The sequence below is a fragment of the Qaidamihabitans albus genome (genome assembly GCF_016464705.1).
GTDB classification, from domain to species: domain Bacteria; phylum Actinomycetota; class Actinomycetes; order Mycobacteriales; family Pseudonocardiaceae; genus Qaidamihabitans; species Qaidamihabitans albus.
On sequence record NZ_JAEHOB010000003.1, the window covers coordinates 178,106 to 198,650 of the forward strand.

General features: G+C 70.5%; 18 protein-coding genes. 11 read left to right on the forward strand and 7 right to left on the reverse strand.

Going from position 1 to position 20,545, the window contains the following annotated elements:
- Position 1: 1 nt before the first annotated feature.
- The gene (locus JAP66_RS07105; RefSeq protein ID WP_199430798.1) at positions 2-682 is read right to left on the reverse strand and encodes a glycosyltransferase family 2 protein; all 681 of its coding nucleotides are present in this window, start codon (positions 680-682) and stop codon (positions 2-4) included.
- Positions 683-830: 148 nt separating this feature from the next.
- Between JAP66_RS07105 and JAP66_RS07110 the strand changes: the two genes are divergently transcribed.
- The gene (locus JAP66_RS07110; protein WP_199430799.1) at positions 831-2,108 is read left to right on the forward strand and encodes a lipopolysaccharide biosynthesis protein; all 1,278 of its coding nucleotides are present in this window, start codon (positions 831-833) and stop codon (positions 2,106-2,108) included.
- 38 nt (positions 2,109-2,146) lie between these two features.
- Here the strand turns inward: JAP66_RS07110 and JAP66_RS07115 are convergent, their stop codons facing one another.
- Together JAP66_RS07115 and JAP66_RS07120 are read right to left on the reverse strand one after the other, a co-directional pair.
- Entirely contained in the window at positions 2,147-3,085 is a 939-nt protein-coding gene (locus tag JAP66_RS07115; RefSeq protein ID WP_199430800.1) for an NAD-dependent epimerase/dehydratase family protein, read from the reverse strand.
- A gap of 1 nt (position 3,086) precedes the next feature.
- Entirely contained in the window at positions 3,087-5,081 is a 1,995-nt protein-coding gene (locus JAP66_RS07120; RefSeq protein WP_307849471.1) for a glycosyltransferase, read from the reverse strand.
- 256 nt (positions 5,082-5,337) lie between these two features.
- Here JAP66_RS07120 and JAP66_RS07125 point away from each other — a divergent pair, with 256 nt between their 5' ends.
- Complete coding sequence (locus JAP66_RS07125; protein WP_307849496.1) at positions 5,338-7,026, forward strand: DUF8728 domain-containing protein; 1,689 nt, start codon at positions 5,338-5,340, stop codon at positions 7,024-7,026.
- A 32-nt stretch (positions 7,027-7,058) separates the two neighbouring features.
- Positions 7,059-7,784: a lysophospholipid acyltransferase family protein gene (locus JAP66_RS07130; RefSeq protein WP_199430801.1), complete on the forward strand. Its 726-nt coding sequence runs from the start codon at positions 7,059-7,061 to the stop codon at positions 7,782-7,784.
- Positions 7,785-7,833: 49 nt separating this feature from the next.
- Here JAP66_RS07130 and JAP66_RS07135 read toward each other — a convergent pair whose 3' ends face one another.
- Positions 7,834-8,649, reverse strand: coding sequence for an HAD family hydrolase (locus JAP66_RS07135; protein ID WP_199430802.1), 816 nt, complete (start codon positions 8,647-8,649; stop codon positions 7,834-7,836).
- A 66-nt stretch (positions 8,650-8,715) separates the two neighbouring features.
- On the opposite strand from JAP66_RS07135, the gene JAP66_RS07140 reads away from it, so the two are divergent.
- The 5 genes from JAP66_RS07140 to JAP66_RS07160 all read left to right on the forward strand — a co-directional run bounded on the left by JAP66_RS07140 (position 8,716) and on the right by JAP66_RS07160 (position 14,628).
- Positions 8,716-9,597, forward strand: coding sequence for an LLM class flavin-dependent oxidoreductase (locus JAP66_RS07140; protein ID WP_199430803.1), 882 nt, complete (start codon positions 8,716-8,718; stop codon positions 9,595-9,597).
- Between the two features lie 226 nt (positions 9,598-9,823).
- The gene (glf, locus tag JAP66_RS07145) at positions 9,824-11,047 is read left to right on the forward strand and encodes a UDP-galactopyranose mutase (RefSeq protein ID WP_199430804.1); all 1,224 of its coding nucleotides are present in this window, start codon (positions 9,824-9,826) and stop codon (positions 11,045-11,047) included.
- On the forward strand, positions 11,040-11,570 hold the full coding sequence (locus tag JAP66_RS07150; RefSeq protein WP_199430805.1) for a phosphatase PAP2 family protein: 531 nt from the start codon (positions 11,040-11,042) through the stop codon (positions 11,568-11,570). The genes glf and JAP66_RS07150 overlap by 8 nt, the downstream gene beginning before the upstream one ends.
- Positions 11,567-12,493: a decaprenyl-phosphate phosphoribosyltransferase gene (locus JAP66_RS07155; protein WP_199430806.1), complete on the forward strand. Its 927-nt coding sequence runs from the start codon at positions 11,567-11,569 to the stop codon at positions 12,491-12,493. The genes JAP66_RS07150 and JAP66_RS07155 overlap by 4 nt, the downstream gene beginning before the upstream one ends.
- A 17-nt stretch (positions 12,494-12,510) precedes the next feature.
- Positions 12,511-14,628, forward strand: coding sequence for a DUF8728 domain-containing protein (locus tag JAP66_RS07160; protein ID WP_199430807.1), 2,118 nt, complete (start codon positions 12,511-12,513; stop codon positions 14,626-14,628).
- 13 nt (positions 14,629-14,641) lie between these two features.
- On the opposite strand, the gene dprE2 is transcribed toward JAP66_RS07160, so the two are convergent.
- Positions 14,642-15,397: a decaprenylphospho-beta-D-erythro-pentofuranosid-2-ulose 2-reductase gene (gene dprE2, locus JAP66_RS07165; protein ID WP_199430808.1), complete on the reverse strand. Its 756-nt coding sequence runs from the start codon at positions 15,395-15,397 to the stop codon at positions 14,642-14,644.
- Positions 15,394-16,782: a decaprenylphosphoryl-beta-D-ribose oxidase gene (gene dprE1 / locus JAP66_RS07170; protein WP_199430809.1), complete on the reverse strand. Its 1,389-nt coding sequence runs from the start codon at positions 16,780-16,782 to the stop codon at positions 15,394-15,396. The genes dprE2 and dprE1 overlap by 4 nt, the downstream gene beginning before the upstream one ends.
- An 82-nt stretch (positions 16,783-16,864) precedes the next feature.
- On the opposite strand from dprE1, the gene JAP66_RS07175 reads away from it, so the two are divergent.
- Both JAP66_RS07175 and JAP66_RS07180 read left to right on the forward strand, forming a co-directional pair.
- Entirely contained in the window at positions 16,865-17,308 is a 444-nt protein-coding gene (locus JAP66_RS07175) for a GtrA family protein (RefSeq protein ID WP_307849472.1), read from the forward strand.
- An 81-nt stretch (positions 17,309-17,389) separates the two neighbouring features.
- Positions 17,390-19,324 carry a glycosyltransferase gene (locus JAP66_RS07180; protein WP_199430810.1) on the forward strand — a complete coding sequence of 645 codons (1,935 nt, stop codon included), beginning with the start codon at positions 17,390-17,392 and terminating at the stop codon, positions 19,322-19,324.
- A gap of 4 nt (positions 19,325-19,328) precedes the next feature.
- On the opposite strand, the gene JAP66_RS07185 is transcribed toward JAP66_RS07180, so the two are convergent.
- On the reverse strand, positions 19,329-19,580 hold the full coding sequence (locus JAP66_RS07185; protein WP_199430811.1) for a hypothetical protein: 252 nt from the start codon (positions 19,578-19,580) through the stop codon (positions 19,329-19,331).
- Between the two features lie 112 nt (positions 19,581-19,692).
- Between JAP66_RS07185 and JAP66_RS07190 the strand changes: the two genes are divergently transcribed.
- Entirely contained in the window at positions 19,693-20,466 is a 774-nt protein-coding gene (locus tag JAP66_RS07190) for an ESX secretion-associated protein EspG (protein ID WP_199430812.1), read from the forward strand.
- Positions 20,467-20,545 lie beyond the last annotated feature (79 nt).

Here is a 20,545-nt window from a genome sequence, read left to right on the forward strand (position 1 = left end):
TTCACCCCCGGTCGCGCAGCGAGATGTCGAAGAGGATGTTCACGCCGTTCACCAGCGACTGCCCCTTGGTCTTCGAGTAGTCGGTGTAGAGGATCGTCACCGGTACCTCCTGGATCCGGAAGTCGCCGTGGGCCAGGAACGCCACGATCTCCGACGCGTGCGCCATCCCGTTCATGGTGATGTGCAGCCGTTCGGCAACCGGCCGGGTGAAGACGCGAAGGCCGTTGTGCGCGTCGGTCAGCTTCAGCTTCCGCGCGGTGCGGCTCATCGCCACGGCGGTCCGCAGCACCGCGCGCTTGAGCCACGGCACGCCCTGCGCCTGCTCGAGAAAGCGGGAGCCCAGCACCGCGTCGGCCGCGCCGGAGCGCGCCACCTCGACCATGCGCTCGGCGTCGCTGGTCTGGTGCTGGCCGTCGGCGTCGAAGGTCACGAAGTACTTGGCGCCCGGCCGGGCGAGTGCGTAGGACAGGCCGGTCTGCAATGCCGCGCCCTGCCCCAGGTTGATCGGATGGCGCACCAGGTGCGCGCGTGTCCCGGCGATCCGGGAGGCCGACTGGTCCGCCGAGCCGTCGTCGACACACACCACGTTCGGGAATGTCTCGCGCACCCGCTCGACGACGTCGGCGATGACCCGGTCCTCGTTGAAGACAGGAATCACCACCCAGACGTCTTCGTTGGCCACTGCCCCGCTCCCAAAGTCCGGCCGAAACGTCGGCTCATCGTATCGAGACCGAACGGCCGGCCTCGCGATGAGGAGGGTACGCGGGTGTGCTCCGGACCTGCTCAGCGCATGCCGCAGCCCGTTCCGGCGCAGCCTCTACGATGCTCCGGTGTCCGAGACCGGAAGCCGGCTCACCTCCGGCGTCGCGATGGCCGTCGGCCTCGGCCTCGTCGGTCTCGCCGGCTACGTGCTGCTGGCGGTCGCGGGCAACACGCTGCCGCCGGCCGACGTCGCCACCGTCGCGTCGGTCTACCTGCTGCTCAACATCCTCGGCCCCGGGCTGTACGTCGCGCTGGAGCAGGAGACCAGCCGGGCCGTGGCGGCGCGGCCCGGCGCCGAGCTCGTCCCCACCGTGCGCACCGCCGCGCTCGTCGGTGCCGCGCTCGTCGCGACGGCCTCGGTGGTGCTGGCGGCCACTTCACCCGTTCTGGTGCCCCGCGTGCTCGGCGGTCACTGGGGGCTGCTCGGTGTCCTCGTGCTCAGCACCGCGGCCGCGGCCGGGCTGTTCCTGCTGCGTGGCGTGCTCGGTGGCCGGCGCCGCTTCTCCGCCTACGCGGGCACGCTCGGCGCCGAGGGCGGCGGCAGGCTCGCGGTCGTGCTCGCCGTCGCCGGGCTCGGCGCGGCGTCGGCGACCGGCTACGGGCTCGCATTCATGGCCGGTTACGCGCTCGCGCTCGTGGTGGCGCTGCCGTGGGTGTGGCCGCGGCGTTCCCCGCGTCCGGCGCGCAGCGGTGGCGGGGAGCCGGCCCGCACGCTGGCGCGCGGCGTAACGCTGCTCGGGGTGGCCACGCTGTTGTCCTTCGCCGTCGCGAACATCGCCCCGGTCGTGGTCACCGGCCGGCTGCCCGGCGAGCCGGCGGTCGCCGCGGCCTTCGCCCAGGCGTTCGTGCTGGCGCGGGCTCCGATGCTGGTGTTCGCGCCGGTGCAGGCGATGCTGCTGCCCGGGCTGACCACGGCCGCGGAGCGCGGCGCGCTGGACCTCATGCGCACCCGGGTGCGGCAGATCCTGCTGGCGGTCACCGCCGTCGGCGTGCCCGGCGCGATCGCGGCGGCGGTCTTCGGCCCGTGGGTGCTCCGCACGTTCTTCGGTGTCGGCGAGCCGCCGTCCCCCGCGGTGCTGGGCCTGCTCGGCGGCGGCACCGTGCTGCTGATGGCCGCGCAGACACTGCAACCCGCGCTGGTGGCGCTGCGCCGGCATCGCACGGTGACCACGGCGTGGACGCTCGGCACCGTGCTGCTGGCCGGCCTGCTCGCGTTACCGGTGCACGCCGTTGCCGCCGCCCTGATCGCCCAGCTCGCCGGGTCGGTGGTCGTCGCGAGCGGTTGCCTGCTCGGCCTGCGCTCCGAACTCCGCAGGAGGGCCCTGGTCGACGCTCGTGAGTGTTGACCCGAGTTAGAACTCGCGCGCGCACTCACGAGGGTTGATCAGCGGCGGGCGCGGAAGTACTCCACCGTGCGCCGCACACCCTCGGCGACGTCCACCACCGGTTTCCAGCCGAGCTCCTCCCGGGCGGCGGTGGAGTCCAGCGCGGAGGCGCGCAGGTCGCCCAGCCTTGCCGGCGCGTACTCGGGGGCGTCCTCCGTGCCCACCGCGGCCGCGACCAGGCGGTGCAGCTCCCGGTCGGAGGTCTGGACACCGGTGCCGATGTTGAACCGGCGCCCGCTGCCCTGCTCGCCCGCCGCCGCGACGAAGGCGGACACCGCGTCGCCGACGTAGACGTAGTCGCGCGTGTTGCCGCCGTCGCCGAACACCTTGGTCGCGCGCCCGGCGAGCAGCGCGGACGCGAAGATCGCGACCACGCCTGCCTCCCCGTGCGGATCCTGCCGGGGACCGTACACATTGGCCAGGGCCAGCGTGGTGAAGTCGAGGCCGTGCAGCTGCCGGTACGTGCCGAAGTAGACCTCGCCGGACACCTTGCTCGCCGCGTACGGCGATTCCGGGCCCACCGGCGCCGACTCGGCGACCGGAAGCTGTCCGGGTGAGCCGTAGATCGAGCCGCCGGAGGAGGCGAAGACCACCTTCCGCACCCCCGCCGCGCGTGCCGCCTCGGCGACGTTGATGGTGCCGAGCACGTTCTTCGTCGCGTCGCCCAGCGGGTCGGCGACGCTGTGCCGCACGTCGATCTGCGCGGCCAGGTGGAAGACCACCTCCGGCTCGGCCTCACCGACCACCCTGGACAGCTCCGGCGCGGTGATGTCGAGCCGGTGCAGTGTCATCCGGTCGCTCTGCCGCGCCTGGTCGAGGTTGCCCTGGGTGCCCCGGCTGAAGTCGTCGACGACATGGACCTCGTGCCCGTCCGCGAGCAGCCGGTCGACGAGCGTGGAACCGATGAAGCCGGCGCCACCGGTGACGAGAGCGCGCATGTCAGGAGGTGCTGTCGTAAAGCTTGCGCCACGCCTCGGTCGAGGTCATCCGGGGCAGTGCCGCCCGGTACTCCTCCTTCATCCGGGGGAACTCCCTGGCCAGCCGGCGGTAGTTCGCCGTGACCTCGCGGACCAGCTTGCGGAACGCCTCCGGGTCACGCTTGCGGAACGCGACCGAGGCACCGTCCGGACTGGACACCGTCGCGGAGTCGAAGTTGCCCAGCACGAACCACAGCGCCTTGTCGGCGGGCACGTTGAGCTGCGGACGTTCCTGCGTGCGGGGGTTGGTCCCCTTGACGTTGTGCACGAGAGCCTGCACCGCCCGGACCGCGATCTTGGCTGGGTGCACCGGCGGCGCGAGCAGCGGCTCCGCCGCCCGCATGTCGAGAATCGGCTGCGGGTAGTCCTGCAGCGACGGCCTGAACTGGGCGTCGTCGTAACGCTTGCGGATCGCCTGTACGTCGCTCAGCGCCGTGGGCAGCTGGGCGAAGAAATGGTCCGGACCGGCCAGGAAGTCCTCGATGGCCTTCTGCTCGATGGCGATCGCCGAGTACTGCATCGAGAACAGCCTGCGTGCCGCGTCCTTCGCCGCCTGCTTGAGCACCGTGGAGCTGATTCCCTCCGGGCTGTGCAGCGCCATCGCGACGAGCTTGTTGCGCAGGTGGAAGTACACCGTCCAGTCGGCGGTGTCGTCCTTGTCCGTCCACGGCATGTGCCACACGCCCGCGCCGGGCAGCGTGGCGGTCGGGTAGCCCATCTCCCCGGCGCGCAGGCCGTACTCCGCGTCGTCCCACTTGATGAACATCGGCAGCGGCAGCCCGCAGTGCTCGATGACCTCGCGCGGGAAGAGGCACATCCACCAGCCGTTGTAGCCGACATCGATGCGACGGTGCAGCCAGGGCTCCTTGCGCAACGGGGTCTTGGCGAAGTCGTGCCCGCCCTTGGCGCCGGGTGCGGGGCCCCAGCGGAACGCGGTCAGGTCCACCGACTCGCCCATCGAGTGCAGTCGCGCGCGGGCCTGGAGATTGAGCATCTGGCCGCCTGCGATGATCGGTTGCGTGGCCGCCGCGCTGAACCGGCTCAACCGCAACACGGTGTCCGGTTCGAGCACGATGTCGTCGTCCATCAGCAGGATCTGGTCGCAGTCGGTGCGCTCCATCGCTTCGAGCATCGCGCGGGTGAAGCCGCCGGAACCGCCGAGGTTGCCCTGCTCGATGACCTCCAGCCTGCCGTCGAGTGCGGCGACGGCCTCGCCGTAGCGGGCATGTGCGCTGATCTTGTTCGTGCCCTGGTCGGCGACGAACACGCGGCCGATCGTCTCCAGCACGGCCGGGTCCTCGCCGAGCGCGAGCAGCGCGGCGACGCAGTCGGACGGCCGGTTGAAGGTCGTGATGCCGACCGCCATCGACTTGGCAGGCAGCACGCTGTCGGTCATCCACGCCGCCTCGGAGATCTCCAGCTCCGCGCTGTCGGTGAACGCGTCGAACCAGATCCAGCCGCCGTCGCCGAACGGGGCGAGGCTCACCCGCAGCTCCACGGTCGCCCACTCGCCCGACGAGTGCACCGGCTGGCCCTGCAGGTGGATGACGTCGCCGTTGACCCGTGAGCGGTAGACGTCGACGCGGCCCTCGCCGCGGACGTAGAGCCGCAGCACGACCTCGTTGAGCACCGACCAGCGCTTCCAGTAGCTGGCGGGGAAGGCGTTGAAGTACGTGGCGAAGGAGACCCGCGCGGACTTCGGGATGACGACGTTGCGCCGGGACGCGACGTGGCTGTGCACGTTCTGCGGCTCGTCGAGGTAGAGCGGGCGGACGTCCAGCGGATCGCTGTCCCTCGGCAGGATCACCCGCTGCAGAATCTGCGTGCTCGTCACCTCGGTGCGGCCACCGGCGATACCCGCCTGCGCGGCGTCGTGCACCTTGCTGTCCTCGGCCGCGTGGGTAGCGGCCCCCGTGCCTGTCGCGCCAGCCTTCGCCTCGACCGCCTGCTCCGCCACGTCACTCCTCGAATAGCTCGGCGGCGCGCTGCCGCATACACCGTTAGCGTCCCCGTTCAGCGTAGAGCGTGCCCGGTACGGGCGACCCGGGGGCCGGGAACGGCGGCGCGCCAGTGGTTGCCGACGGTGTTTCGACTCGGTTTGACTGCATTTGCCCGCTTCGCTTGGGCCGTTCGGGTTCGCTCACCGTGTCGGGTTTGATCCCTCGGCGGCGGCCCGGAAGGCTGCGCATGGAGGTGCGAGCAGGTTGATCTACGTGATGACGGGGGCGTGGCTGGCGCTGGCCGTGTTCGTGCTGGCCGCGTGGCGGCGGATCAACGCGGCTACGGGCTGGCGGACGGCGGCCATGTTGCTCACGTTGGGCTTCTCCCTCGTGCACCAGCTGGTCTTCTCGACGGTCGTGGGCGACGCCTATGTCACTTTCCGCTATTCGCACAACCTGGCCGAGGGCGTCGGCCCGGTGTTCAATCCGGGCGAGCGGGTCGAGGGCTACGCCAACTTCGCCTGGATGGTGCTGCTCGCGCTGCCGAGGGCGATGTTCGGCGCGGATGTCGAGGCGACCGCGGTGTTGTTCGGGGTCGCCTGCGCGCTGACGTCGGTGCTGCTGTCCTACTTCCTGGTGGACCGGATCGTTCGGGTGGCGGAGCCGGAGGGGCCGGGGCTGCCCGCCCTCGGTGTCGCGGGCGCGGTCCTCACCGCGGGCGTCGGCTCGGTCGCCGCCTACGGCCCCTCGGGGCTGGAGATCCCGCTGTTCCTGCTGCTCGTGCTCACCATCTGCTCCGCGGTGGCCGCCCGCAGGCCGGTGGTCGCCGGGGTGTTCGCCGCGCTGGCGATGATGACCAGGCCGGACGGCGCCCTCGTCGCGATCGTGGTGGGGAGCTGGCTGCTGTTCGCGGCACTGCGCGGCCGGGAGAACGGCTGGGCGCCCGCGGGATTCGCGCTCGGCGCGCTCGTGCTCGTCGTGCCGTGGATCGCGTGGCGCGTGACGTACTACGGGTACCTGCTGCCGAACACGGTCGCCGCGCGGCCCGACGGCCCGCTCGGCCGGCAGCTCGAACGCGGCTGGACCTACCTGTCCGGGTTCGCCGTGGCCTACCAGGCGTTCCTGCTGCTCGCCGTGGCGGCGGTCGCGGCCCTGGTGCACCGGCGACGTCCGGGGAACGAGCCGGTCACCCGGGCACGCTCACTGGTGTGGCTGCTGCTGGTGCTCATGGCCGGTTATGTCGTGCTGACCGTGTTCGCCGGTGGTGGCGAGATGCCCGCCTGGCGGCTGCTGGCCGTGGTCCCGCCGCTGCTGGCCGTCGCGGCGACGGCGGCGTACGGCGTGTTCGTGGTGACGGGCACGGCGGACGGCCCTTCCCCGGTGCCGCGGACCCGCAGGCTGGAGCGGCGGCGCGTGCTGCCCGCCGTCGCGGTCGGGGTCTGCGCGCTGTCGTTGCTGGTCAGCGCAACCCACCCGCGGATGCTGCCCGCCATGGAGGAGGAGCGTGCGCAGGCGCGGGAGCTGGGCGAGATCGGCGCGTGGCTCGGTGAGCGGCTGCCCGCGGGCTCCGTGGTCAGCACCTACACGAACGGAGCGCTGGCGTACCGGGCGGGCCCCGGGCTGATCGTCGTCGACGTGCGGGGCCGGACCGACGAGCACATCGCCCGCAAGGGCGAGCCGGACGCGGCCGGGCTGGCCACGGCCGACTACGACTATGTGGTGAACGTGCGCAGGCCTTCGGTGGCCGTGACCTCCGCGAGCGGCTACGCCGACCGGCAGCGGTGCGGCGCGGACCCGGCCTACGCGGGCCTGTACGAGGTGGCGAACTTCAAGCGCGCCGGCTCGCAGGAGTGGGTCGCGCTGTACCTGCGGCGCAACCGGGCGAGTGCGCTGATCGAGGCACTCGACGCCGATCCGGCGTTCGGCTACGAGCCGTGTGCCGACGAAGATACGCAACCGTAGGTTCGGCCGTTACCGTCCGGTAGCGTGGGAGTGTGGCTGAACTCGTGTACCCGCCCGTCGTGCTGGCGGCCAAGACCATGTTCCGGGTGCTGGACAACCGCCTGCGGATCGACGGCACCGAGCACATCCCGCGCACCGGGGGCGCGGTGATCGCCTGCAACCACGTCAGCTACCTCGACTTCATCTTCTGCGGGATGGGCGCGCAGCCGGCGAAGCGCCTGGTGCGGTTCATGGCGAAGCGGGAGATCTTCGCCGACCGGATCGCCGGTCCCCTCATGCGCGGCATGCACCACATCCCGGTGGACCGCACCGCGGGCCGGGCCTCCTACGACGAGGCGGTCGAGCGGCTGCGGGCGGGCCAGGTCGTCGGGGTGTTTCCGGAGGCCACGATCAGCCGGTCGTTCACGGTCAAGCCGATCAAGTCGGGCGCGGTGCGCATGGCGGCCGAGGCGGGCGTGCCGGTGGTGCCGATGGCGCTCTGGGGAACGCAGCGGCTGTGGACGAAGGGCAGGCCGCGCACGCTGACGAAACGGCACGTGCCGGTCCTCATCCGAGCGGGCGAGCCGTTCCGTCTTGGCGCCGACGACGACCCCGAGGTGCTGGCGAAGGACCTGCGGCAGCGGATGTCGGCGCTGCTCGAACGCCTGCAGGCGGAGTACCCGGAGCAGCCGTCGTCGGCCGAGGACCGCTGGTGGCTGCCCGCCCACCTCGGCGGCACCGCGCCGACCCCGGAGGAAGCCGCCGACCTCGACTCGTGAGTGCGTACCCGAGTTAGAACTCGTGTAGGCACTCACGAGCCGGGACCAGCTAGAACCAGCGTTCGAGGACCTGCGCCACGCCGTCCTCGGAGTTGGGAGCCGTGACCTCGTCGGCCGCGTCGAGCACGTCCGGGTGGGCGTTGGCGACGGCGACGCCGTGCCCAGCCCAGCGCAGCATCTCCAGGTCGTTGGGCATGTCACCGAACGCGATGGTGTGCTCGGCATCGACCCCGAGCCGGCGACCGACCTCCGCGAGGCCGGTCGCCTTGGTGACGCCACGCGCGGCCAGTTCGATCAGGCCGCCGCCGGAGGAGAACGTGATGTCCACGGCGCCGCCGAGTGCAGCCCGCGCCGCACGTGCCATCTCGTCCGACGTCATCCGGCCGTGGCTGACCAGCAGTTTCACCGCCGGATGGCCGAGGATCTCCGCCCTCGGCGCCGTCGAGCCCTCGCCGTCGCCCCACGGGTTGCTGTAGTGGGGCTCGATCACGAAGTGCTGGACGTCCGGGTCGATGGCGGACCTGCCGATCCGCTCCGCCGCGAGCCGGCAGCCGGGGAGCGCGTGTTCGAGTGCCTCGGCGACGTCGTTCAGCAGCACCGGGTCGAGCAGTCCGTGCACGTCGAGCACCCGGTCGTCGCCGATGTCGTAGAGCACCGCGCCGTTCGCGCACACCGCGTAGCCGGTCAGCCCGGCCTGCTCCGCGACCGCCGGGATCCAGCGCGGGGGACGGCCGCTGACCAGCAGCACCGGGACGCCGTCGTCGACGGCCCTGCCCACCACGTCGATGGTGCGGTCGGTGAGCCGCTCGAGCGGCGAGAGCAGCGTTCCGTCGACGTCCGAGGCAACCAGCCGGGGTTTCTCCACGCCTACAGTTTCCCAGAACAAACCCGTCCACCAGCGTGTCGTACGGCACCGCTAGCGTGGGGCGCCGTGCGTGTAGGCATTGTGATCCTTCCGGAAGACCGGTGGTGGGCGGCGGAACCCAAGTGGCGGGCCGCCGAGGAGTACGGCTTCGACCACGCCTGGACCTACGATCACCTGGGCTGGCGCACGCTCGTCGACAGTCCGTGGTTCAGCGCCGTGCCCACCCTCGGCGCCGCCGCGATGGTCACCTCCCGGATCCGGCTCGGTACGTTCGTGGCCTCGCCCAACTTCCGGCACCCGGTGCCGTTCATGCGCGAGCTGGTCACCCTCGACGACCTCGCGGACGGCAGGTTCGTGCTCGGGGTCGGCGCAGGCGGAGTCGGCTACGACACCGGCGTGCTCGGTGAGCCGGAGATCTCCACGCGGCAGCGGACCGACCGCTTCGCCGAGTTCGTCGAGGCGCTCGACGGTCTGCTCCGCATAGACCGCTACGACCACGAGGGTGACTTCTACACCGCGCGCGGCGCCCGGAACCTGCCCGGACCGGTGCAGCGCCCGCGGCTGCCATTCCTGGTCGCGGCGAACGGGCCGCGCACCATGCGGGTGGCGGCCGGGTTCGGCGCAGGATGGGTCACGACGGGCAGGCCGGCCGAGCGCCAGGACGACTGGTGGGACTCGGTCGCCGAGCTCGCGAAGACCTTCGACGAGGTGCTGGAGCGCGCGGGCCGGGACCGCGCGGACGTCCACCGGTACCTGTCCCTCGACGCCGCCCCGGTGTTCTCGCTTTCCAGCACCGAGGCCTTCGCCGACGCGGCGGGGCGGGCAGGCGAGTTGGGCTTCACCGACATCGTGGTGCACTGGCCGCGCAGCGGCACCCCGTACCAGGGCCGGGAGGCAGTACTCGAACAGGTCGTCGAGGAACAGTTGCCCGCACTGCAGGAGCGTTAGCCCGGACGGGTGGTGTTCCGCGGCCGTGGAACCGGGTCGCGCCGGGCGGCGTCGATCCTGTCGCAGGCGCGGGGAGGACGCCCGGGGGTGCTGAGGGCGGGACGGTCCTCGTGCGGCAGGCAGGGGCAGCCACGCCCTACGAGGACCGTCTCCCGAGTTCCTGGTCAGCGGCATTTGCGGATGGGCGGTGAAATGGCCGCCAGGCACGCCGGTAGCCTTTTCGCCCGTGAGCGCGCACACGAACTCCGCAGAGATCACCCGAGACGATTTTGCCGGATTCGACCTGATTGTGGTCGGTTCCGGTTTCTTCGGCCTGACAATCGCCGAAAGGGCCGCCACCCAGCTCGGCAAACGTGTCCTCGTGCTGGAGCGGCGGCACCACATCGGCGGCAACGCCTACTCCGAGCCCGAACCGGAGACCGGTATCGAGGTGCACAACTACGGCGCGCACCTGTTCCACACCTCGAACAAGCGGGTGTGGGATTACGTGAAGCAGTTCACCGAGTTCACCGACTACCAGCACCGGGTGTTCGGCAAGTACCAGGGCCAGGTCTACCCATTGCCGATGAACCTGGGGCTGATCAACCAGTTCTTCGGTAAGTCGCACAGTCCCGACGAGGCGCGTGCGCTGATCGCCGAGCAGTCCAGCGAGATCGACACCAGGGAAGCGCAGAATCTCGAGGAGAAGGCGATCTCGCTGATCGGCCGGCCGCTTTACGAGGCGTTCGTGCGCGGCTACACGGCCAAGCAGTGGCAGACCGATCCGAAGGAGCTTTCGGCGGCGATCATCACCAGGCTGCCGGTGCGCTACAACTTCAACAACCGTTACTTCAACGACACCTACGAGGGGCTGCCCGTCGACGGCTACACCGCGTGGCTGGAGCGGATGGCGGACCACCCGAACATCGAGGTGCGGCTCAACGTCGACTACTTCGACGTGCGGGACGCGATCCCGGAGGGCACGCCGACCGTCTACACCGGGCCGCTCGACCGCTACTTCGGTTACTCGGAGGGCAGGCTGGGCTGGCGCACGCTCGACTTCGAGCAGGAGGTCGTGCCGACCGGTGACTTCCAGGGCACCTCGGTGATGAACTACAACGACGCGGACGTGCCCTACACCCGCATCCACGAGTTCCGGCACTTCCACCCCGAGCGGAAGTACCCGGAGGACAAGACGGTCATCGTCCGCGAGTACTCGCGCTTCGCCAAGGACGACGACGAGCCGTACTACCCGATCAACACGACCGAGGACCGCGAGAAGCTGGAGCGCTACCGGGAGCTGGCGAAGGCCGAGGCCCGCGAGCACAACATCCTCTTCGGCGGCAGGCTCGGCACGTACAAGTATCTCGACATGCACATGGCGATCGGCTCGGCGCTGTCGATGTTCGACAACAAGATCGGTCCGCACCTGTCCGACGGCGCGCCGCTGGACGGGTCGATCGATGCTTGAGAAGGAGCCGCTCGCAGGCGAGGTCGCGCTGCTGGTCGGCGTCCAGCGAAGGCTCACCCGGCCCGCGACCGTGCGGGCCGCTCGCGGGCTGTCGCACTTCGGCGAGCACAGCGCGGGCTGGTTCGCCCTCGGCCTGCTCGGCGCCGCCATGGACCGGCCACACCGCAGGGACTGGCTCACCGCGGCGGCCGGGGTGGTCGGCGCGCACGCCGCGTCGATCGCCGTCAAGCGCGTGGTTCGCCGCGCCCGCCCGCGGCACCCGGGCATCGAGGTGGGTGTAGGCACGCCGAGCAAGCTGAGCTTCCCCTCGTCGCACGCGACGTCGACGACGGCGGCGGCCGTGCTGTACTCCGGACTGACCGGACACAACCTCGTGCCCACCCTCGTTCCGCCGATGCTGGCCTCCAGGCTCATACTCGGCGTGCACTACCCGTCCGACGTGCTCGCCGGAGCCGTCCTCGGCGGGGTGACCGGCGGTCTGTTGCGCCGCAAGCTCCAAACACGGAAGCCGAAACCACGATGAGCGAGACGACCGAGCGGGCTGAACTGCACGAAACCCCTGCCAGGCGGGGCCCTGTCGGCACGGTGCTCGGTGTCGGCAAGACGGCGCGCCCACGGCAGTGGGTCAAGAACGTCCTCGTCTTCGCGGCGCCCTTCACCGCGGGCCAGATCGGCAACGGCCAGGTCCTGCTCGACGCACTCGTCGCCTTCGTCGCGTTCTCGCTGGTCGCCTCCTCGGTCTATCTCATCAACGACGCGGTCGACGTCGAGGCCGACCGCGCGCATCCGACCAAGCGCAACCGGCCGATCGCGGCGGGCCTCGTGCCCGTCCCGCTCGCCTACGGCGCGGCCGTGGCGTTCTTCGCGGCCGGCGCGGCGGTCGCCCTGCTCGCCGACTGGCGGCTGCTGATCGTGCTCGCCGTCTACCAGGCCATCCAGCTCGGCTACTGCTTCGGCCTCAAGCACCAGCCGGTGGTCGACCTCGCCATCGTCGGCTCCGGCTTCCTGATGCGGTTGATCGCCGGTGGCGTGGCCACCGGCATCGCCCTGTCACAGTGGTTCCTACTGGTGACGGCCTTCGGCTCGCTGTTCATGGTCGCGGGCAAGCGCTACGCCGAGATCATGCTCTTCGAGCGAACGGGCGCGAAGATCCGCTCTTCGCTGAAGAAGTACTCGGCGAGCTACCTGCGTTTCGTGTGGGCGACCTCCGCGGCCATCCTGATCATGTCCTACTGCCTGTGGGCGTTCGAGCAGCAGCAGATCATGCCCGAGTCGATCTGGTCGGTCATCTCGATCGTGCCGTTCGTGGTGGCGGTGCTGCGGTACGCGGTCGACGTCGACGGCGGCAACGCGGGGGAGCCGGAGGAGATCGCGCTGCGCGACCGCGTGCTGCAGATACTCGGGGCATCATGGGTCGTCACCCTCGTGCTGTCGATCTACCTCTAGCCGGGCACGCCAGCCTCGTGAGTGCCGACACGAGTTCTAACTCGTCTGCGCACTCACGAGCCGGCCGGGGCACGCGGGACCGCACGGCCTGGCTGATCGCGGCGCTCACCCTGCTGCTCGGCGGCGTCTTCGTGGTCGTCGACCTGGCGTACAACCAGGGCAAGTTGATCGCCCCGCTGGACGATGTCTACATCCACCTGCAGTACGGCAGCAGGCTGGGCGCGGGCGATCCGTTCCAGTACCACCCCGGCGAGCCGGTCAGCACCGGTGCGAGCAGCGTGCTGTACGCGCTCATGCTCGGTGCCGGTCACCTGCTCGGGTTCCAGGGCAACCTGCTGCTGCCGTTCGCCGTGGTGCTCGGCATCGGCTGCCTCGCGGCGACGGCGGCCGTGGTGTACCGGCTCGGCCAGGCCCTCGTCGGCCGGGCGGTCGGCGTCTGGTCCGGCGTGCTCGTCGCGGTGAGCGGGCCCCTGCTCTGGGGTGCCGCCAGCGGCATGGAGATCGGGCTGACCGCCCTGCTGCTGATGACGACGCTGCTCGCGTTCGTCCGCGAGCGGCCCCGGCGACGTTTCGTGCTCACTCCGGTACTAAGCAGCCTGCTCGCGCTGGTCCGCCCTGAGGGGTTCGTCTTCGCCGTGCTGGTCTGCGGCGCGATGGTGTGGACCCTGCTCGCCGCCCGGCGGGCCGGGCAGGCCACCACCCGGCGGACCCTGCGCTCGGCGGCGCTGAGCCTGCTGCCGGTCGCGGCGGGTCTCGGGCAGTACCTCTTCTACCTGCTGGCCACCGGCACGATGACCGCCAACGGAGTGCGGGCCAAGTCGCACCTCTACGACCGCCCGCAGTTCTTCCTCGGTGACTTCGTCGACCGCACGACCGCGAACGTGCGCGGCTTCGTCGACGCGCTGGTGGGGCTGAACAACCAGGACTTCGCCTTCCCCGGCGCGCTGGTGCTCTGCGTCGGCGGGCTCGCCTACCTGCTCGTCACCCGCCCGGTGTGGCGCCCGCTGACCGTGGCCGTCGGGCTCGGCCTCGGCGCGGTCCTGGTGGCGGCCTCGACGCTGAACACCGCGCTGATCCACGAGATGCGCTACATCCAGCCGTTCCTGCCGCTCGTCGTGCTGCTCGCGGCGTGCGGCGTGTACGCGCTGACGCGACCGCTGGTCCGCGAGCGGACCCGGCGGATCGCCCTGCACACGATGCTCGTCGTCGCGCTGTTGTTCTCACTTCTGGCGCTGCCGGCGTGGGCTGTGAAGCTCGGCAGGCAGGCGGCCACGATCCGCGACACCGACGTGTCCGTCGGCGCCTGGATCAGCGGGAACCTGCCGCCGGATGCGGTGGTCGCGGTGAAGGACGTGGGAGCCATCGCCTACTTCGGCGAGCGCCGCACGGTGGACCTCATCGGGCTCACCACCAACGGGTTCGCCGAGCCGAGCAACCACGGCACCGGCGCACTGTACGAGGCCCTGCGGCGGCTTCCCGCCGACCGGCGACCCGGCTACTTCGCCGTCTACGCCGAGGAGCCGGGCCCGCCGATGCAGCCCCTCGTCGACGGTGGTGTGCTCAATCCCCAGCCGTTGATCACCTTCCCGGTGCGGACGCCTCCCGCGCTCGACGGCTTCAGCATCGTTCCCTTCACCGAGCTCCACGTGTACCGGGCGAACTGGGCGCTGGCGGGCAGCGGGGACCGGGCGCCGGTGGCCGGTGACGTCCGCGACTACCTGAACGTCGGTGATGTGGCCGCGGAGGAGGAGCACGGCTACGAGCCGCGGATGGCGCAGCCAGGGCTGCAACCGGACACGGTCCTGCGCAGGCAGGGCGACGTGCTCGACAGCGGCCGGATCATCGTCGGTGGCGAGCGGTTCACCGTCGACGGCCTGAAGCCCGGCGAGCCGCTCACGATCAGTTCCCGGACCCTGGCGCCCGGCGTCGAGCGCGAACTGCGCGTGCGCGTGAACGGCGCCGACGCGGGGATCTGGCGGCACGCGCCCGGCCACCGTGGCTGGACTCAGGACACGTTCACCGTGCCCGGCGACGCGATCACGTCGCCGGAGGTGAAGCTGGAACTCGAGCCCGTGCGCCCGCTGCTGAGCCCGTACCCGGAGTACACCTCGTTCGGGTACTGGCTCAGCCAGTGAGCGGCCCGGCTCGCTAGATCGGCAGCTTCCGGAAGATCGGCCGCGGCACGTGCCGCAGGGCCGACATCACGAACCGGAACGGTGCCGGAGCCCAGACGAGCTCCTTGCCCTTGCGCACGGCGTCCACCGCGATCTCGGCCACCTGCTCGGCGGTCTGCTCCAGCGGCGCCTTGCCCATGCCCTCGGTCATCTTCGTCCTGACCTGGCCGGGGCGGACCACGGTGACCTTGACGCCGTAGGGCCGGAGGGCCTCGCCGAGGCCGAGGTAGAAGCCGTCGAAACCGGCCTTGGTGGAGCCGTAGAGGAAGTTCGACCGGCGCACCCGCTCGCCGGCCACGGAGGACAGCGCGACCACCGCTCCGTGCCCCTGCTTCTTCAGCTTCTCGGAGAGGGCGACGCCGGCCGAGACCGCGGCGGTGTAGTTGACCGAGGCGAGCTCAACCGCCTTGGCGTGGTCCTGCCAGACCTCTTCGGCGTCACCGAGCAGGCCGAAGGCGACCACGGTGACGTCGATGTCACCGTCGGCGAACGCCTTGTCCAGCACCGCGGGATGCGAACCGGTGTCCGTCGCGTCGAAGTCCACTGTGGACACCGCGGCGCCCGCGTCACGGAGCCGCCGGGCGGCTGCGTCGAGCCGGTCCGAGGGGCGCGCGGCGAGCACGATCCGCAGCGGCCGCGCCGAAAGGTACTTCTCGGCGATCGCCAGCGCGATGTCCGAGGTGCCGCCGAGCAGTAGCAGCGACTGGGGGTTGCCCACCGCATCGATCACAGTTCCAGCCTCCTGGCCATGTCTGACTTGAAAATGCCGTCCGGATCGACGGAATGCCGGATCTTGCGCCACTCGTCGAGGCGCGGGTACATACGGGCGAACTCGGCGGGTCCGGTGCGGGAGTCCTTCGCGGTGTAGAGGCGGCCGCCCATGCCGAGCACGGCCTCGTCGAGCTCCCGGCAGAACCGGCCGAGACCGTCCTTGATGGGGAAGTCGACGCAGATGTTCCAGCCCGGCATCGGAAACGACAGCGGCGCTCGGTTGCCCTCGCCGAAGCGCTTGAATACGTTCAGGAACGACACGTGCCCTGACTCCGCGATCCGCCGCACGATCCGGCGGAACTCCGCCTCGGCGGCGAACGGCACGATGAACTGGTACTGCAGGAAGCCCTTCGAGCCGTAGGCCCGGTTCCACTCCCCGAACATGTCGAGCGGGTGGTAGAACTGCGTCAGGTTCTGGATCTGACCGCGCGCCCGCTTCGGTGTCTTGCGGTAGTAGAGCTCACCGATCGCACTGAACGTCAGCTTGTTGGCGAGCCCGTTGGGGAAGATGTCCGGCAGGGTGGCGAGCTGCGGTGCGTCGAACCTGAGCGGATCCGCCCGCAGCTTCGGCGGCAGGTCGTCGAGCTTTGCGAGCGAGCCGCGGCCGAACGCGGCGCGGCCCAGCTTCGGGCCGGTGGAGATCGAGTCGAACCAGGCGGAGGAGTAGTCGTACTCGTCGTCCGAGCCGTCGCTGAACAGCTCGATCGTCTCGTCCAGGTTCGCCGTGCGATCGAGATCGGCGACGAAGTACGCCGTCTCGGTGTGCGTCATCGCGATCGTGGCTCGCAGGATGATGCCGGTCAACCCCATGCCGCCGACGGTGGCCCAGAACAGGTCGGACTCGGCGCCCTCGGGGGTGAGCGTCCGCACGGCGCCGTCCGCGGTGAGCAGGTCCATCGACACGACGTGGTTGCCGAAACTGCCGGCGGTGTGGTGGTTCTTGCCGTGAATGTCCGATCCGATCGCGCCGCCCACCGTCACCTGCCGTGTTCCCGGCAGTACCGGTACCCACAGGCCGTGCGGCAGCGCGGCGCGCATCAGCGCGTCGAGGCTCACACCGGCGTCCACCACGACGTGCCCGCTGTCCGGGTCGACGGAGTGGATGGTGTCCAGCGCGGTCATGTCGATGACCAGGCCACCGGCGTTCTGCGCCGGGTCACCGTAGGACCGGCCGAGGCCGCGGGCGATCACGCCTCGCTCACCGGCCTCCGCCACGGCGCGCGCGATCACCTCCACCTCGGGGGTGCTCAGCACGTTCGCGATCGTCGGCGCGGTGCGGGCCCAGCCCGTCAGCGTCCGCCGCTCGATGTGGGGTCGGGAGGTCACCTGAGCCAGGGTAACCATCGCGAAATGTGGCCCGCCGGTGACCGCTTCTTCATATTTCCTAGACTCGACCCGAATAGTCCCCGGCCGATGAGGTAGTGCAGTGGTGACGACGGATCCACAGGCGAACGCGGCGGCCCGCCCGCCGAGTCCCGGCCTGCTCACCCAGGTCATGCGGTTCGTCCTCATCGGCGGTTTCTGCGCACTGGTGGACTCAGGGATCTACTGGGCGTTGCTGCAGGCAGGCACCTGGGTGCACCTGGCGAAGGCGCTCAGTTTCATCGCCGGAACCACGACGGCGTATTTCCTTAACCGGCGTTTCACATTCACCGGAGCCCGGAATGGCGGCGCTGGCCAGGTCGGCGGATTCATGCTGCTTTACACGGTGACGTTCTTTGTCAACGTGGGCACGAACGCACTCGCGCTGCACCTGCTGCCGGACCTCACCTGGCGGATCGCGCTCGCCTGGGTCATCGCGCAGGGAACGGCCACCACCATCAACTTCGTCATGCTGAAGTGGGTCGTGTTCCGCGAGCCGCGCGGGTGAGCGGTCCGTGCCGATATGCCGGAAGCCGACCGGTACCTTGCTGGCATCCCGCTGAACACTCCCCCGGAGGACTGAGGTCACATGCCCGGCAAAGCAGCATCGGCCACCACGCGGCAACCGGCGAAGAACGGCAGGGCCGTGGGCGGTGATCAGGCGCTGTTCTCCGAACGCGCGCCCGGCGCCGGGCTGCTCGCGCAGCGGGGGCTCTACGCCGGGCCGTCGGCCGTCGTCGGCAAGGACCTCTACGCCGAGGTGCTCGGCGGCGCGGTGGCTCGCAAGCGTGACAGCGTGACCCTGGAGCCCGCCGCCAGGGTGTCGGGCAACACCTACTTCGGCCGCTTCCCGGCCGCCTACTGGCAGCGCTGGACGAACGTCCGCGCGGTCACGGTCACGGCCGCCGTCGAGGGCACGGGACGGCTGGTGCTGCGAGCCTCCGACATGGACGGTGAGCCGCGGACGGTTGCCGTGCACTCGGCCGAGGAGGCCGACGGCGGCACCGTCACGCTGGAGGCCGCGCTGGACAAGTTCCTCGACGGCGGCGCGCTGTGGGTCGATCTGGAGACCGAGGCCGGTGAGCGGCTCACCGTGTCCGGCGTGCGCTGGACCGTCGAGCCGCCGGAGCGGCTCCGCCCGACCGCCGTGACGATCTGCACGATGAACCGCGCCGACGACTGCCTGCAGAACCTGCGGGCGCTGGCCGACTCGCTTTCGGCGCTGGAGACCGTGGACGCGATCTACGTGGCGGACCAGGGCACCGACACGGTCGACTCCCGGGACGCCTTCGCCGAGGTCGCCGAGCGGCTCGGCGACCGGCTGCACTACATCAAGCAGCCCAACCTCGGCGGCGCGGGCGGGTTCACCCGCGGGCTCTACGAGGTGGCGGGCCAGCCCGGCACCGAGCACGCCAACGTGCTGTTCATGGACGACGACGTGCTGCTGGAGCCCGACCTGGTGATCCGGCTGACCGCGTTCGCCAACCGCACGGCCGACCCGCTGATCGTCGGCGGCCAGATGCTCAACCTGCTACACCCGAACCAGCTCCACGTGAGCGCCGAGTACGCGAACCTGAACGCGCTGGAGCCGGGCAAGCCGGTGCCGCACAGCCTGTCGACGGCCGACCTCCTCGGCGTCGACGAGGAGACCGGCAAGCCGAACCGGCAGGAGCGGCGGCTCGACGCCGGGTACAACGGCTGGTGGTCGTGCCTGATCCCGTACGAGGTCGTCAAGGAGGTCGGCTACCCGCTGCCGTACTTCTTCCAGTGGGACGACGCGGAGTACAGCTACCGGGCGCGGGCGCACGGCTTCCCGACCGTCACCCTGCCAGGGGCCGGCGTGTGGCACGCCGACTTCCACTGGAAGGACTGGGACGAGTGGCACCGCTACTTCAACCTGCGTAACTCCATCATCACCGCGGCGCTGCACAGCCCGTTCGACCTGAACCTGCTCACGCGCGTGCTGCTGGCCCAGCTGGTCCGGTACCTGCTCGGCATGCAGTACGGGCTGGCGGCGACGCTCGTCAAGGCGGTCGAGGACTTCCTCGAGGGGCCGGAGATCCTGCACGACGGCGGGGTCGCCGCGATGAAGGAGATCCGCGAGATCCGCTCGCGCTACCCGGAGACCAAGCGGCACCCGGCCACCGAGGTGCCGGGCATCCCGTCCAACGACATCACGATCTTCAACACCGCGCCGCGGCCGTTCCTGCAGCGGTTCTACCTGGTCAAGCGGATCATCGACCGGATCGTCGGAAAGCACAAGCACGCGCTGGGCATGATCCCGCACGATGAGTCGAACTGGTGGCACGTGTCGCAGTTCGAGACGGCCGTGGTCACCGACGCCTCACAGGAGGGCGTGCGCGTGCGGCGCTACGACCGGCAGCGGATGTTCGAGCTGGCCAGGCGCGGTGCGAAGGTGATCAACCGGCTGCGGAAGGAGGGCCGCGGCGTGCAGGCCCAGTACCTGCGGGCCCAGCCGAAGCTGACCAGCCGCGAGAACTGGACCCGCCTGTACGAGCTGTGACCGGTCAGCGCAGCCCGAAGGTCTTGCCCCTGCGCTGGAGGTCGTCGACGTAGGCGACCGCCACCTTGCCGAAGTCGATGTTCACGTCGAAGCCGTCCTTCGTGCGGACGGTCTCCACGGTGCCGTCGCCCAGCAGGCCGTGGAGCCGTCCGGTGAGCACGGCGTTCTGCTCGGTGGCCTCCGGTGGGAGCTGGAAAAGCAGCGGGTCCCCGCCCGTGGCGAGGTGGATCACGAGTGCGGGTTTCTCATCGGCCATGCGCTCAGAACAGCAGCCGTTGATCGGCCGGGCAAGCGGGTTCGCTCAGGGCGGATGCCGCTGAGCTGCTAACGTGCGACTCCGACGTTCTGGTCATCCGGGGGGATCGGCGATGCCGTACTCGTTCTCGCTGTCGTTGGCGGCGGTGGACATCTTGTTGGAACACGCGCGGCTCGGCCGCGCCCCGTTTCCGTTCGAGGTGCCGCACATCGGCACCACCCACGAGCAGCGTGCCCAGGTCAGGGAGGCGGTTTTCCGCGATCTGGAAGGCCGGGGACTGCTGCGGGGCGGCCGGCTCGACGGGGACACCGAGCTCGCCCTCCAGACCTTCGTCCGCTCGCCGGTGGCCATCACGGCCGCGGCGCAACTGGAGGGCGAAGACCGGTTGTTTGCCCGGGCATGCTCGAACGGGCAGTTCGCGGTGGTCGTCCGCCAGAACCGAAACCTGCTCGTGTTCGAGGAGGCCCGGCCGACCGGTATCGTCAGCGCGATAGTCGACCTGCTGCCACTGACGCCCGCCGCGGCGGGCCAGTCGGTGACCATCGCGAAGCCTGCCCGCCGTGCCCGGCACGCCGCCGCCGCTAGCGGCTACGACCCTTTCGCGGGCGTCTCGGCGCCACGCTCGCAGTCGTCGTCGCAGCTACGGGCCGTCGAACGCATCTTCGAGAAGCCGAAGCGGCGCATCGGCCAGTTCAGCGCGTTCGTGCGCGGCCAGGACGGCAAGGAGGGCGGGTTGGACCCGATCGCGTGGTTCGACACCGAGGACGGGCGGTACTTCTGCACGATGCGTGCGGCCGAGGACGGTCAGCAGTGGCTCACCTACGCGCCCGCCGACAACGCACGGATCGCCCAGCAGCTCTACGCGCAGCTCGAGGGCTACCTGTAGGAACCGGCCGGAGGGCGGCCGCGTCATAGCGGCGGGCAGTTCTTGGTGAAAGAGTCATCCGGGCCGTTGATCGGCTAGT